This window comes from Humibacter antri, assembly GCF_054777235.1.
In genome coordinates this window covers 64,495-79,293 of sequence record NZ_BAAHAW010000048.1, presented here as the reverse complement: position 1 = coordinate 79,293, position 14,799 = coordinate 64,495, and the positions used below count along the sequence as shown (strand labels likewise).

Here is a 14,799-nt window from a genome sequence, read left to right as displayed (position 1 = left end):
GAGTGATCACTCGGTTTTTGTGTTAGTGTTCCCCGCAGCGAGCGACTCAAGAGGCGAGCCGCTCACCAAGCGAAAGGGACCAAAGATGTTCCGATGGAAGGGTGCGGCAGCGGTTCTCGCCATCTCCGCGCTTGCACTGACCGGATGCTCCGCAGCCAACAGCGGGGCGTCGGAACACAGTGCAGACACGGGGGGAACGCTCGTTCTCGGCGACGTCGCGGCGCCGACCACGTTCGACGCGCAGGGAGCCGGGTGGGGCAACTACTCGATCTACTACCAAGCGGTCTACGACACCCTGTTGCTCGAGACCTCGGACGGCGCGATCAAGCCTTTCCTCGCCACCAAGTACTCCTACAACGCCGACCGCACGCAACTGACTCTGAGCCTGCGCACGGGTGTGAAGTTCAGCGACGGATCCACGCTGAACGCCGAGGCGGTCAAGGCGAACCTCGACCGCTACATCTCCGGCGACGCCGCCACCGTCAAGTCCAACGACCTCTCGACGGTGAAGTCGGTCACGACGTCGGGGACGTCCACCGTCGTACTGCACCTGGATGCCACCGACCCCGGGCTGCTCCGCGCCCTGACAGAGGTGGCCGGACTCGTGCAGAGCCCGAAGTCCTTCGACAACAAGGACCTGGCGACGAACCCCGACGGAACCGGGCCCTACGTGCTCGACACGAAGGACACCGTCACCGGCACCAGCTACGTGTTCACCAAGAACAAGAACTACTGGAACCCGTCGGTGCAGCACTACTCGAAGCTGACGATCAACGTGCTCTCGGATGCCACCGCGAACCTGAACGCGATCAAGGCAGGGGAGCTGAACGGAACGACCCTCGCGAACAACACGCTGATCGCCCCCACGAAGGCGGCCGGCTGGACCGTGGAGACGAACTCGCTCGACTTCCAGGGACTGCTCCTGTTCGACCGTTCGGGCTCGATGAGCCCCGCGCTCGGCAACGTCAAGGTTCGCCAGGCGATCAACTGCGCGTTCGACCGCAAGGCGCTGCTGAAGGCGGTGCAGCAGGGCGCGGGTGAGGCGACTGATCAGGTCTTCCCCGCGAGCTCCCACGGTTACGACAAGTCGCTCGAGTCGAAGTATCCGTACGACGTCAAGAAGGCGAAGTCGCTTCTCGCCGAGGCCGGGTACGCCAACGGATTCACGATCGAGATGCCCAACTCGGCCGCGCTCGGCTCGGTTTACACGATCGTGCAGCAGCAGTTGTCGGCGATCGGCATCACCGTCAAGCCGGTCGACACGGGCAACAACTTCATCGCCGACATGCTCGCGCCGAAGTATCCGGCCACCTTCATGTCGCTGGGTCAGGTCAACGACTGGAACGTCATCCAGTCGATGATCGCGCCGAAGGCCACCTTCAACCCGTTCCACTCCACCGACCCGACGGTTGCGAAGCTGATCGGCGACTTCCAGAACGGAGACGAGGCGGCGCAGGCGAAGGCGGCACGTTCGCTGAACGCCTACATCGTCGACCAGGCGTGGTTCGCCCCGTGGTACCGCGTTCAGGGCAACTACGCGACGGATGCGCACACCTCCGTCACGATGATGTCCACGAACGCCTACCCCAACCTCTACGACTTCACTCCCAAGTCGTGACCGTGGGGGGACCGCGTCTCACCCGGCGCGGTCCCCCACCCCGTCCCCATCGCTTTCAAGGAACGATCGTGCTCGGTTATGTCGTAAGGCGCCTGGTCTCGGGCGTCGTCCTGCTCTTCGTCGTCACATCGGTGTCGTTCGTACTGCTCTATCTCGGCGGCGGCGACATCGCCAGGAGAATCCTCGGTCAAGACGCATCGCCGGAGGCCGTGCACCTGAAGGCCGAACAGCTCGGGCTCACCTCCCCGCCGCTGACCCAGTACCTCGACTGGTTCACGGGAGCGCTCACCGGCAACCTCGGCCGCTCGTGGTTCACCGGTCAGCTCGTGTCGGTGAGCATCAGCGAACGGTTGACCGTGACCCTCACGATCGTGACGGGCGCCACGATCCTCTCGGCGATCCTCGCCATCGTGCTGGGAGTGTTCGCCGCCGTGCGCGGCGGATGGACCGACCGGCTCGTCCAGTTCCTCTCCATCCTCGGGTTCGCGATCCCCGGGTTCCTGATCGCTGTCGGTCTCGTGCTCGCGTTCGCCGTGGGTCTGCACTGGTTCAAGGCGACCGGCTACATACCGATCACGACCTCGGTCGCCGGATGGCTGGCATCCGTCACACTGCCCGTGATCGCGCTGTCGATCGGCGCCATCGCCTCCGTCGCCCAGCAGGTACGGGGTTCGGTCATCGACGCGCTCGGCCGGGACTACGTGCGCACGCTGCGCAGTCGTGGGCTTCCCTTCAACAGGGTCGTCTACAAGCACGTGCTGAGGAACGCCGGCGGCCCGGCACTTGCCGTTCTCGCACTGCAGTTCATCGGTCTGCTCGGTGGTGCCGTCATCGTCGAGCAGGTGTTCGCGCTTCCCGGCATCGGCCAGCTCGCCGTGCAGTCGACGACGCAGGGAGACATCCCCGTCGTGATGGGCGTGGTCACCGTGACCGCCATCATCGTGGTCGTCGTGAATCTGGTCATCGACCTCGCCCAGGCGGCGCTCAACCCGAAAGCGAGGCTCTCATGAGCAGCTCGACCCCCTCGCTGGCGCGGCGCGTCTTCAGGTCGCCGACCGGCGCCGTCTCCGCCGCGATCCTCATCGTCGTGGCCTTCGTCGCGATCTTCGGCCGCCTGCTGGCGCCGCACGATCCGAACGCCGCCTCGCTGAACACCATCTTCGCGCCGCCGTCGTCGCAGTTCCTGCTCGGCGGCGACAGCGCCGGCCGCGACATCTTCTCCCGGCTCCTGGCCGCTACGCAGACCAGTATCGCGGCAGCCCTCCTCGGTGTGGTGATCGCACTCGTCGTCGGCGTCGTCACCGGCCTGATCGCCGGCTACTACGGCCGCTGGTTCGACGGGGTGGCGTCGTGGGTGACCAGCCTGGTGATGGCGCTGCCCGGCATCATCGTGCTGCTCGCGGCGCGCGCGGTGCTCGGGCCGTCGGTGTGGTCGTCCATGGCCATCCTGGGGCTGCTGATCGCGCCCGCGTACTTCAGGTTGGTGTACGCGTCGGTGCGCGCGGTGCGTGACGAGTTGTATGTGGATGCCGCGCGCGTCTCGGGGCTCGGCGACACCCGGATCATCGGGCGGCACATCCTGTCAGTGGTGAAGGCGCCCGTCATCATCCAGACGGCCATGATCGTCGGCATCGCGATCGGCATCCAGTCGGGCCTCGAGTTCCTCGGCCTGGGCGACATCACCACCGTCACCTGGGGATCCATGCTCAACGAGGGCTTCACGAACATGTATCGCGCGCCCATGATGATCCTCTGGCCGGCGCTGGCGATCGGCATCACGAGCCTGAGCCTTATTCTGCTGGCCAACGTGATCCGCGACGAGACCGCAGGCAATGCCGGGGGAACGACCCGCCGGCCGCGCCGGTCGAAGGGCAGGCCGCGCTCCATGAAACCGGTCGGTGGCGCCTCGACCGCCGGGGTCGGCGAGGCCGCCACAGAGACGGCAGCGGTGGGCGCGTCGGTTTCGACAACGACAATGGTTGCGCCCGTGCTCGCGCACACGTCTTCGGCGAACGGACCCGCGCCGCTCCTTCGCGTCGCGGGTCTTCGCATCGGATACGACCAGGCCGACGGCTCGGTGATCGAGGTGGTGCACGGCGTGGACCTCGCCGTGCGACCGGGGGAGGTGCACGGTCTGATCGGCGAATCCGGATCCGGCAAGACGCAGACCGCGTTCGCCGTGCTCGGGCTGCTGCCCAAGGGCGGGCGGGTGCTCGGCGGCTCACTGCAGTTCGAAGAGGCAGATCTTCGCGCCCTCAACGACCGGCAGCTGGATGCGGTGCGCGGCACGCGGATCGCCTACATTCCGCAGGAACCCCAGCCGAACCTCGACCCGTCGTTCACCATCGGGAGCCAGCTCATGGAGCCGCTGCGCGTCACGGTCGGGCTGAGTCGGGCCGCCGCGAAGGAACGTGCGCTCGGGCTGCTGGAGCGGGTGGGAATCCCCGATCCCAAGCGCACCTTCCAGTCGTATCCGCACGAGATCTCCGGCGGCATGGCGCAGCGGGTGCTGATCGCAGGGGCCATCTCCACCGACCCTCAGCTGGTGATCGCCGACGAGCCGACGACCGCACTCGATGTGACGGTGCAGGCCGAGGTGCTTGATCTGCTGCGCGAGCTGCAAGCCGAGCGCGGCATGGCGATGCTGCTCGTGACGCACAACTTCGGCGTCGTCGCCGACCTGTGCGACCGGGTTTCCGTCATGCAGTCCGGGGTCATCGTGGAGAGCGGCTCGGTCAGGCGCATCCTCGGCGCACCCGAGCACCCGTACACGCAGTCCCTGCTCTCGGCCATCCTCGACGGCGGACCGAGCAGAGGCGAACTCGTCGCTTCAGGCCTGGAGGAGGTCCGATGACCGAGAAGCTGCTCGACATCGTCGACGTCGACGTCACGTATCCGCGCGCCGGATTCCGCGCCGAGCCCTTCAAAGCGCTCGACTCCGTCACGCTCGACGTGCGCGCGGGGGAGACTATGGGGCTCGTCGGCGAGTCGGGATCGGGCAAGACCACTCTCGGTCGAGCCGTGCTCGGCCTGGCCAAGATCACCAGCGGGCGCGTCGAGTTCGACGGCCGAGACATCACGCATCTCGGTCGTCGCGAGCGCCGCGCGCTCGCGGCCGATATCCAAGTGGTGTTCCAAGATCCGTACTCGTCACTGAATCCGGCGATGACCGTCGCGCAGATCCTCACCGAACCGCTCCGGGCGCGCGGGATGTCGCGTGCAGCGGCGCGCGCGAAGGTCGCCGACCTGCTCGACCGCGTCGCGCTCCCCACCGGAGCCGCCGACCGTACGCCGCGCGAGTTCTCCGGAGGACAGCGGCAGCGGATCGCCATCGCTCGCGCGCTCGCCCTCGACCCGCGCCTGATCGTATGCGACGAGCCGGTCTCGGCACTCGACCTGTCGACCCAGGCCAAGGTGCTCGACCTTTTCATCGAGATCCAGGAGCGCACCGGCGTCGCCTATCTGTTCATCTCGCACGACCTGGCCGTGGTGCGGCACATCTCGCACCGGGTGGCCGTGATGTATCGCGGAGGTCTCGTCGAGACCGGCGACGGCGACCAGGTCACTGCCAGGCCGGAGCATCCGTACACCAGGCGGCTCTTCATGGCGGCACCCGTTCCCGACCCCGACCGTCAGGCGGAGCGCCGGGCGGCGCGGCGCGCGCTCCTCGACGTGACATCGACCGACGAACCTGCACTAAGCCTGAACTGAGCTGCCGCCTGCCCGTCACTGCCGCACCCATTGCGCACCGGTAAGCCCGTCGACCTATCGCACGCACCGAACCGAGAGTAGTCATGACCGTTCCTCATCGCACACTGCAGAGCCTGCTCGCTGAGCTCACGCTCGAAGAGAAGGTGGGACTCCTCACCGGACGGGACTTCTGGTCGACGGTGCCGATCGAACGGATCGGACTGCGCTCGATGGTGTTCTCCGACGGGCCGGCCGGTGTGCGCGGGCCGGTGTGGGACGAAAGGGACCCGTCGCTCAGCCTGCCGTCCGCGACCGCGCTGGCCGCATCGTGGGACCCGGAGCTCGCTGAGCGCTATGGCCAGGCAGTGGCGACCGAGGCCGTGCGCAAAGGAGTCGACGTCGTGCTCGGCCCGACCGTCAACCTGCACCGCACGCCGATAGGCGGGCGCACGTTCGAGGCGTTCAGCGAGGACCCGCTTCTGACCGGTGTGCTGGGCGCAGCGTATGTGAGAGGTCTGCAGAGGAACGGGGTCGCCGCGAGCCCCAAGCACTACGTCGCCAACGACTCCGAGACGGAGCGCTTCACTGTCGACGTGAGAGTCGACGAGCGGGCGCTGCGCGAGCTCTATCTGGCTCCGTTCGAGCGCATCGTTGCCGAGGCCGGCGCGTGGACGGTGATGAGCGCCTACAACGGCGTCAACGGCGCGACGATGACCGAGAACGAGTTGCTGGAGAACCCGCTGAAAAGCGAGTGGGGGTTCGACGGTGTCGTGGTCAGCGACTGGACAGGGGTTCGTTCTCTGGATGCCGCGGCCGCGGGGCAAGACCTCGCCATGCCTGGGCCGCGCGGTCCGTGGGGGGCAGCCCTCGTCGAAGCGGTTCGCGACGGGCGCATCGCGGCGCAGGCGATCGACGACAAGGTGTTGCGGATGCTCGCGCTTGCGCAGCGGGTCGGTGCGCTCGCGCCTTCCACGGCATCCGGCATCAAGACGCGGACGACCGCGACGGTCCGTTCGGCCGATGCGGATCGCGCAGACCTCGAGAGCGCAGCCTCCGACAGTGCAGCCTTCGACGGTGCAGTGGTCGACGGTGCGGCCTTCGCTGGTGCAGCATTCGCTCGCGAGGCAGCCGCCGCCGGAATCGTGCTGCTGCGCAACGAGGGCGAGCTGCCGTGGACGCCCGAGCGGGGCATCCGCAGCATCGCCGTGATCGGGCAGAACGCCCGAGACGCGCGCATCCAGGGCGGCGGAAGCACGACAGTGCTGCCCGAGCGGGTCGTCTCGCCGCTCGAGGCGGTCGAGCGGGCGTTCCCCGCCGCGCGCGTCGACTACGCACCGGGGGCCCTCATCAACGAGGGCATCCAACCGCTGCCGCTGGCCGAGATGACCGACCCGGTGACAGGGGAGCCCGGCGTCGTCGTCGAGTTCCTCGACGCGGCCGGCGAGATCACGTACACGGAACACCGCCGCTCGACCGCGCTCGTCTACTTCGGCGGCGCGGCGCCGATCGCGTCGTCGGCCGGGCTGCGGCTGCGGCTGACCTACACGCCACCGACCACCGGATGCCTGCGCTTCGGCTACGCGAGCTCGCGCCCGACCACGATCCGTGTGGCCGGCGAGCTGATCGTCGACGACGTGCCGCCGGTGGTGCCATTCGGCGACCTCGGCGCCTCGTTCGCGGTCTCGGACAGCGCGGTCGGCTCGGTGGCCGTCGTCGCCGGCCGGCCTGTCGAGATCGTCGTCGAGTACGACCTCGCGGCAGGCGGCGGCGTTCCCGGCAACGCCTTGCAGGCGACCTTCGGCCTTGCTCCCATGGCCGACGACCCCGAGCGGTTGATCGCCGAGGCCGTCGAGGCGGCTGCTGCCGCCGACGTCGTGCTCGTGGTGGCCGGAACCAATTCGCGGGTCGAGTCCGAGGGCTTCGACCGCACCGGTCTCGCGCTGCCGGGTCGACAGGACGAGGTCGTCGCGGCGGTGGCCGCCGTCAACCCGCACACCGTCGTCGTGGTCAACTCGGGTGCGCCGGTGGCCATGCCGTGGCGATCGCGCGTCGCGGCGATCGTGCACGGCCACTTCGGCGGGCAGGAGTTCGGTGCGGCAGTCTCCGACGTGCTCTGCGGCGCCGTCGAGCCCGGCGGCAGGCTCGCCACCACCTGGCCCGCACAGCTCGAGGATGCCCCCGTGAGCCACGTGACGCCCGAGGCCGGTCTGCTCGACTACGCCGAAGGCATCGCGATCGGTTACCGGGCGTGGCTCGGGCACGACACCGAGCCGGCGTATCCGTTCGGGCACGGCCTCGGCTACACCACCTGGTCGCTGGATGCCGTCACCACCGCGACCCGTGAGGCGGAGGCATCCGTCGCCGTTCGCCTCACCAACACGGGCGAACGCTCCGGAAAGCAGGTCGTGCAGGTCTACGCGAGCCGCCGAGACTCGGCCGTCGTGCGGCCGGAGCGCTGGCTCGTCGGGTTCGCGACGGTGCACGCGCAGCCGGGCGCCTCCGAAACGGCAGACGTCGTGGTGCGCAAGCGGGATCTGGCGTACTGGTCCGGCGACGGCGGATGGGCATACGAGCCCGGAGCCTACGAGCTCTCGGTCGGAACGTCGGTGATCGAGCTGCCGCTGCGCGCTGCGTTGTACCTCGCGGACGACGGAGAGTTCGCGGCATGAACACCGTCATCGCGGGCGGCGTCGGCGGCGCCGATGACGGAACCAGAGCGGCGACGCATCCCGGGAGTGAAGACATGATCTGGACCGACAAGACACGCTCCGTCGCGGAGCGGGTCGAAGCGCTCCTGGCCGACCTGAGCCTTCACGAGAAGGTCGCTCAGCTGGGCTCCGTCTGGCCCAAGGGACCCAAGCAGACGATCGCGGGCGAGCGTATCGACTACCAGCCCGCACCCGGACTGGAGACCGACCTGGCCAACCGTGCCACCCTTCAGGAGCGCATCGCCCTGGGGGTCGGGCACGTCGCCCGCGGCTACGGCGGCTGGCCGCAGACTGCGGCAGACGGATGCGCGAACACCCGCAACTGGCAGCACCGGGTCAGGGAGAACTCACCCCACGACATCCCCGCGCTCGTGCACGAGGAAGCGCAGACCGGATTCCTCACCTGGGGAGCCACCGCCTACCCGACCTCGCTGGCATGGGGTGCGACCTTCGACCCCGAGCTGGCGGAACAAGTAGCGAGCGCGATCGGCGACGACCTCGCGCGGGCCGGCGTCGACCAGGTGCTCGCACCCGTCATCGATGTGATCGCCGACTACCGCTGGGGCCGTTGCGAGGAGTGCTACGGCGAAGACCCGTACCTGGTCTCCACGATGGGCGCGGCCTACGTGCGCGGCGTGCAGTCGGGGGGAGTGCTGGCGACCCTGAAGCATTTCGCCGGTCATGCCGCATCCCTGAGCGGACGCAACCATGCGTCGGTGTCGATCGGGCGCCGCGAGCTCGAAGACGTGCACATGCCGCCGTTCGAGATGGCGATCCGCGAGGCCGGTGCGGCATCCGTGATGAACTCCTACGCGGCTCTCGACGGCGAGATGCCCGCCGCCTCGAAATGGCTCCTCACCGATGTGCTGCGCGGGCGCTGGGGCTTCGAGGGCACAGTCAGCGCGGACTACAACGCCGTCGCCAACCTCGTCTTCGACAACTTCATCGCCGCGGACGCCGACGAGGCGGGGATGCTCGCACTCGCCGCGGGCATGGACGTCGAACTCCCCGACACCTCCTGCTATTACGGCCTCGCCGAGCTGGTCGCTGACGGACGTCTCGACGAGGCGCTCGTCGACCGTGCCGTGCGCCGGGTGCTCACCCACAAGGTGCAGCGCGGTCTGCTCGACGCGGACTACGACCCGGATGCCACAGGCGACCCGACCCTCGACGTCGACAGCCCCCGCAACCGCGACCTCGCCCGGCGTCTCGCCGAGGAGTCCATCGTGCTGCTGTCGAACCCGGTATCGGATGCCGCGGCTCCCCTTCTCCCGTTGGCGCCGGGCATCCGCGTCGCGGTCATCGGACCCACCGCCGACTTCGGCCGTGCTCATCTGGGCTGCTACGCCTTCCCCAACCACGCCGGCCCCGGCTTTCGCGGTGACGGCGATCGGGTCGGAATGCCGATCACCACGATCCGCGAAGCGCTCGCCGCGGTCTTCGACGTCAGCTACGCTCCCGGCGTGCCCTTCGAAGCGCTCCGTCCGCCGCAGCCCCTGGCACTGCGCCCGCACGAGATCGTCGACCCGGGAGCCGAGGGGATTGTGCAAGCAGCGGCTGCGGCATCCGACGCCGACGTCGCCGTGGTGTGCGTCGGCGACATCGCCGGCATGTTCGGCGGCGGCACCTCCGGAGAGGGTTGCGATGTGGAGTCGTTGCGGCTTCCCGGCCGCCAGCATGCGCTGCTGGAGGCGGTGCTCGCCACGGGCACCCCGGTGGTCGTGATCGTCGTCTCCGGTCGCCCGTATGCATTGGGCGAATACGCTGAGCGCGCCGGCGCGATGATCCAGGCGTTCTTCCCCGGCGTCGAGGGCGGCCCGGCGCTTGCCCGCGTGCTCACCGGTGAGGTGAACCCGTCGGGGCACCTGCCCGTGCAGATTCCGCGCACGCAGCACCAGACCCGCACGTACCTGGGCGGGCGAATGGAGAAGCGGCACTTCGTCTCGACGGCCAACCCGACCCCGCTGTACCCGTTCGGCCACGGCCTGTCGTACACCGGCTTCGAGGTCGGAGAACTCGTTCTCAGTGCCGATGAGGTGCCGACAGACGGCTCGATCACCGCGTCGGTGCGCGTCTCCAACACGGGCGACCGTGCCGGCGCCACCGTCGTGCAGCTCTATCTCACGGATGCCGCGGCCCAGGTGCAGCAGCCGACGCACCGCCTGGTCGGATACGCCCGTGTCGCGCTCGGGGCGGGCGAATCCCGGCAGGTCGCGTTCGAGTTGCACACCGACCGCCTGTCGTTCACCGGCGTCGACTACACCCGCATCGTAGAGCCGGGCCGCATGACGCTCTCGGCCGGACTCAGCGCCGGCGAGCTCGCGTCGACAGCGTCGTTCATGCTCACCGGCGCTGTGCGCGTCGTGCCGGAGGGCCGCGTGCTCGGCACACCCGTTTCCCTCTCGCAGCCCCCCCCCGTTTCCCTCTCGCAGATCAAGGACGAAGAAACCCTCGCATGAACCTTCCCAACCCGCTGATCCCCGGCTTCAACCCCGACCCGAGCGTCGTGAAGGTCGGCGATGACTACTACCTGGCCACCTCCACGTTCGAATACCTGCCGGGCATGCCGATCTACCACTCGCGCGATTTCATCACGTGGACGCAGATCGGCAACGTCGCCGCTCGCCCCGGCCAGGTCGACGTCGAGAACAGCCCGACCGTCACCGGCGTCTACGCGCCGACACTGCGTCACCACGACGGCGAGTTCCACCTCATCGTGACCGACGTGATGGGTCGCGGCATGGTGCACTACACGGCGCAGGATGCTGCCGGTCCGTGGAGCGACGGGGATGTCGTTCTCGACGTCGACGGCATCCCCGTCAACGGCATCGACCCCGACATCGCCTGGGATGAGGCGGGCACCTGCTACATCACCTATTCCGGTCTGCTGACCGACACGACAGGCATGACCGGTCACCAGGGCATCGCACAGTTCCGGGTCGACCTGGCCACCCACCGGGCGGCGGAGCCGGTGCGCTCGATGTGGTCGGGCACCGGCGGCAAGTTCCCCGAGGCGCCGCATCTCTACCAGCACGACGGGCACTGGTACCTGTTGATCGCCGAGGGCGGCACTGAACGCGGGCACTCCGTGAGCATCGCCCGCGGTGACTCGCCGATGGGCCCGTTCGCCTCGGCGCCCGGCAACCCGTTGCTCACGGCTCGCGGAACCGACCTGCCGGTGCAGAACACCGGGCACGGCGACCTCGTCGTGGGCCCCGACGGTCAGTGGCTGATCGTGCTGCTCGGCGTGCGCGCCCGCGGCGCGAGCCAGATGTTCGGTGCGCTGGGGCGTGAGACGTTCGTCACGACGGTGCGGTGGGAGAATGGCTGGCCCGTTTTCGACAAGGTCGAGCTGAACCCGCGCCCCGCCTTCGGGTTCCGCGACGAGTTCGACGCGGCATCCTTCGACGACGCCTGGATCGGGGTGCGACGCTTTACGGGCGACATCGCCTCGCTCTCCGAGCGGGCGGGCTGGGCTGTACTACGAGCCGGCGAGGAGGGCGGCATGTATCGCACGCGGCCCGACTTCATCGGTCGCCGCCAGCTGCACCACACGATGACCACGATGGCGAAGCTCGATGTCTCCGAGGGCGTCGGCGGCTTGGTCGTGCGGTACGCCGAGGGCTTCCACTACGAGGTCGAAGCCGGTGGCGGGCGGATCATCGCACGCGCCGTGATCCCCGGTTTCGTCAACGAGCAGGCCGTGTCGTTCGAGGGCGCCGAGGTGCAATTGCTCCTTCGCTCGGTGCCGGCGAAAGAGGCGGGGCTGAGCATCGCGTCGTGCGATGGCATCCAGCTCGGCTACGTGCTGGGTGGCGAGGAGCACATTCTGGCCACTGTGGATGCGCGGTACCTGTCGATGGAGGTGGCGACGAGCTTCACCGGCCGCGTGATCGGCGTCTACGCCGCGCGCGGCACGATCGCCGTCGACTGGTTCGACTACCAGGGCGACAACAGCTGACAGGAGGCAGGCGCCTCTTCCCTTCCCGCCGTGCCCCTTCCTCATCCCATCGTTCCCATCGAGAGGATGGTCATGAAAGCCATCATCGTCATGTTCGACAGTCTCAATCGGCACATGCTGCCGCCCTACGCCGACACGTTCGTGGATGCCCCGAATTTCGCCAGGCTGGCACAGAAGACGGTGACCTTCGACAACTTCTACGCGGGGTCCATGCCGTGCATGCCCGCACGACGTGAGATGCACACCGGCCGCTACAACTTTCTGCATCGCGGCTGGGGGCCGCTGGAGCCGTTCGACGATTCCATGCCCGAGATGCTGAAGCGGTCGGGTGTTCACACCCACCTCGTGTCCGATCATCCGCACTACTGGGAAGACGGTGGCGCCACCTACCACACGCGCTACAGCACCTGGGAGTTCTTCCGCGGCCAGGAGGGCGACCCGTGGAAGGGCGTCGTCGGCGTCGACGCACAGTCCTCGCGCCTGCAGGACCAGGTGAATCGCAGCTACGTGACGACCGAGGCGGAGCACTCTCAAACCCGCACGGTCGACGCCGGCCTGCACTTTCTTGAGACCAACGTCGACAGCGACCAGTGGCTCCTGCAGATCGAGATGTTCGACCCGCACGAGCCGTTCTTCACGCAGCAGCAGTACAAGGACCTGTACCCGCACGACTACGACGGGCCCGAATTCGACTGGCCGCAATACTCGAAGGTCGTCGAGCCCGAACGGCAGGTCGAGCACGCCCGATACGAGTACGCGGCGTTGGTCTCCATGTGCGATCGGTCGCTGGGACGTGTGCTGGACTTCATGGACGCGCACGACATGTGGGACGACACGATGCTGCTGGTCAACACCGACCACGGATTCCTTCTCGGCGAGCACGGCTGGTGGGCGAAATCCGTGCAGCCATGGTTCAACGAACTCGTTCATCTGCCGATGTTCTTGTGGGACCCGCGCTCCGGAGGGCGGGACGAACGCCGGGGGGACCTGGCCCAGACCATCGACATCGCCCCGACCGTGCTGCGCTTTTTCGGCCTGACGCCCACCGAAGACATGCAAGGTACCGACCTCGCCGCGCAGACGCCCGCCGAGCCGGAGAACGAACGCCCCGGGGTTCTCTTCGGAATCCACGGCGGCCACGTCAACGTCACAGACGGCAGGTACGTCTACATGCGTGCTGCGGTGTCACGCGAGAACGAGCCGCTCGATGAGTTCACGCTCATGCCGACACACATGCGAGGCCGCTTCTCGGTCGCCGAACTGACGGGGTGGGAACCCGCAGCCGCGTTTTCGTTCACGAAGGGGCTGCGCACGATTCAGGTTCGCGTCCAAGGTTTGCGCATGAACCCGTGGCAGCACGGCACACTGCTGTGGGACCTTGAAACCGATCCGCACCAGAGCGACCCGATCATCGACGACGACATCGAGTTGCGGATGCTACGGCTTCTGGCCACTCTGATGCGCGACAATGACGCGCCCGCTAGCCAATTCGAACGGCTCGGCCTACCCAGCGACGGGAGACCCGGCCACAAGCACCTTCGCGCACGACTCGACGCGGATCGTGCACGCGAGATCGCCGAGCCGCTCATCGAACTCGACACGCTGCCGGAACGCGACCTTCTCACGACTCCGGTTGCCCGGCTGTTGATGCTGGAATCTGTACGAGCTGTGCTCGAACGCGAACTCCCGTGGCTCGTCAACACGGAGCAGATCGCATCGCTACCGGGGCTGAGTCTGATCGGGTTGGCCCGTGCAGGCGCGATCAGCATGCATAACCTTCGAACCATCGCCGAAGAACTGGCATCCCGGGCGGAAGATTGAGAGGTGATCGGTAGCCCGTGATGGAGCACGAAGTGAGATGCTGTGCGCCGAGTCGCGAGCAGACCGATGCGCGCGGTCGCGCTGTGTCCGAGCCCATGCGGCACAGACACGCGAACACATACCCACCCGGGCGCCACGAGATCGCGCAGGCGCTGATCCCTTCCGGCGCCTTCCTCATGGGAGACGTCAACGGTGACGAGAATCGAGCCGACGGAGAGACACCCGCGCACCTCGTTGCCATGGATGCGTTCGAAATCGACGTGACGGCGGTCACGAATGCAGACTTCGGCCGGTTCGTCGACGACACCGGCTACCGCACCGAGGCCGAAGAATTCGGCTTCTCGGCCGTGTTCCACCTCGCTGTGCAAGCACACGCGAGCGACATCATCAGCCGGGCGGACTCCACGCCGTGGTGGTGGGGCGTGCGAGGTGCCGACTGGCGCCACCCGGGCGGCTCCCGGTCCGAACTCGGCGGACTCCACGACCACCCCGTCGTGCACATCAGCTGGAACGACGCGAATGCCTACTGCGCCTGGGCCGGCCGCCGACTACCCACGGAAGCCGAGTGGGAGCGAGCCTCCCGCGGAGGGCTTGAAGGTCACCGCTACCCGTGGGGCGACGAGCTCACCGAACACGACGGATCGTGGCGGGCGAACATCTGGCAGGGCCGATTTCCGCTGTCGAACACGCTCGACGACGGGTTCCTCACGACGGCACCCGTTCGCAGCTTCGCCCCGAACGGGTACGGACTCTGGCAGACGGTCGGCAACGTCTGGGAATGGTGCTCCGATCGGTACAGCCCGAACTACTATGCCCACTCGCCAGACGCGAACCCGCGCGGACCGGAAGGCGGCGAGACTCGTGTTCTGCGCGGAGGGTCGTACCTCTGCCATGAGTCGTACTGCAACCGCTACCGCAACTCGGCACGTTCTTCGAACACGCCGGACTCGTCCATGGGCAACGCAGGATTCCGCACCGCCGGAGCCGTGGTGATCGACTAG

9 protein-coding genes are annotated in these 14,799 nt (G+C 67.9%); all 9 read left to right on the top strand.

All coding sequences use genetic code 11. The features are described 5' to 3' along the window. Positions 1-85: 85 nt before the first annotated feature. The 9 genes from ACYVDK_RS17330 (at position 86) to ACYVDK_RS17290 (ending at position 14,799) form a co-directional block, all read left to right on the top strand. Positions 86-1,618 (top strand): periplasmic substrate-binding domain-containing protein, encoded by a 1,533-nt coding sequence (locus ACYVDK_RS17330; RefSeq protein WP_460524071.1) that lies wholly within the window; start codon positions 86-88, stop codon positions 1,616-1,618. 68 nt (positions 1,619-1,686) lie between these two features. Further along, on the top strand, positions 1,687-2,628 hold the full coding sequence (locus tag ACYVDK_RS17325; RefSeq protein ID WP_460524069.1) for an ABC transporter permease: 942 nt from the start codon (positions 1,687-1,689) through the stop codon (positions 2,626-2,628). After that, positions 2,625-4,472 (top strand): dipeptide/oligopeptide/nickel ABC transporter permease/ATP-binding protein, encoded by a 1,848-nt coding sequence (locus ACYVDK_RS17320; protein ID WP_460524067.1) that lies wholly within the window; start codon positions 2,625-2,627, stop codon positions 4,470-4,472. The genes ACYVDK_RS17325 and ACYVDK_RS17320 overlap by 4 nt, the downstream gene beginning before the upstream one ends. Continuing rightward, positions 4,469-5,329, top strand: coding sequence for an ABC transporter ATP-binding protein (locus ACYVDK_RS17315; RefSeq protein ID WP_460524065.1), 861 nt, complete (start codon positions 4,469-4,471; stop codon positions 5,327-5,329). Before ACYVDK_RS17320 ends, ACYVDK_RS17315 begins: the two co-directional genes overlap by 4 nt. An 83-nt stretch (positions 5,330-5,412) precedes the next feature. Next, positions 5,413-7,977 (top strand): beta-glucosidase family protein, encoded by a 2,565-nt coding sequence (locus ACYVDK_RS17310; protein ID WP_460524063.1) that lies wholly within the window; start codon positions 5,413-5,415, stop codon positions 7,975-7,977. Beyond that, complete coding sequence (locus ACYVDK_RS17305; RefSeq protein WP_460524061.1) at positions 7,974-10,475, top strand: glycoside hydrolase family 3 protein; 2,502 nt, start codon at positions 7,974-7,976, stop codon at positions 10,473-10,475. Before ACYVDK_RS17310 ends, ACYVDK_RS17305 begins: the two co-directional genes overlap by 4 nt. Then, complete coding sequence (locus ACYVDK_RS17300; protein ID WP_460524059.1) at positions 10,472-11,977, top strand: glycoside hydrolase family 43 protein; 1,506 nt, start codon at positions 10,472-10,474, stop codon at positions 11,975-11,977. The genes ACYVDK_RS17305 and ACYVDK_RS17300 overlap by 4 nt, the downstream gene beginning before the upstream one ends. Before the next feature lie 72 nt (positions 11,978-12,049). Then, on the top strand, positions 12,050-13,798 hold the full coding sequence (locus ACYVDK_RS17295; RefSeq protein ID WP_460524057.1) for a sulfatase: 1,749 nt from the start codon (positions 12,050-12,052) through the stop codon (positions 13,796-13,798). A gap of 20 nt (positions 13,799-13,818) precedes the next feature. Next, positions 13,819-14,799: a formylglycine-generating enzyme family protein gene (locus ACYVDK_RS17290; protein WP_460524352.1), complete on the top strand. Its 981-nt coding sequence runs from the start codon at positions 13,819-13,821 to the stop codon at positions 14,797-14,799.

Bases quoted from the DNA above. Each gene is read 5' to 3' on its own strand.
- ACYVDK_RS17305 (WP_460524061.1), top strand. From the start codon at position 7,974: ATGAACACCGTCATCGCGGGCGGCGTCGGCGGCGCCGATGACGGAACC.
- ACYVDK_RS17315 (WP_460524065.1), top strand. From the start codon at position 4,469: ATGACCGAGAAGCTGCTCGACATCGTCGACGTCGACGTCACGTATCCG.
- ACYVDK_RS17320 (WP_460524067.1), top strand. From the start codon at position 2,625: ATGAGCAGCTCGACCCCCTCGCTGGCGCGGCGCGTCTTCAGGTCGCCG.
- ACYVDK_RS17295 (WP_460524057.1), top strand. From the start codon at position 12,050: ATGAAAGCCATCATCGTCATGTTCGACAGTCTCAATCGGCACATGCTG.
- ACYVDK_RS17290 (WP_460524352.1), top strand. From the start codon at position 13,819: ATGGAGCACGAAGTGAGATGCTGTGCGCCGAGTCGCGAGCAGACCGAT.
- ACYVDK_RS17300 (WP_460524059.1), top strand. From the start codon at position 10,472: ATGAACCTTCCCAACCCGCTGATCCCCGGCTTCAACCCCGACCCGAGC.
- ACYVDK_RS17330 (WP_460524071.1), top strand. From the start codon at position 86: ATGTTCCGATGGAAGGGTGCGGCAGCGGTTCTCGCCATCTCCGCGCTT.
- ACYVDK_RS17310 (WP_460524063.1), top strand. From the start codon at position 5,413: ATGACCGTTCCTCATCGCACACTGCAGAGCCTGCTCGCTGAGCTCACG.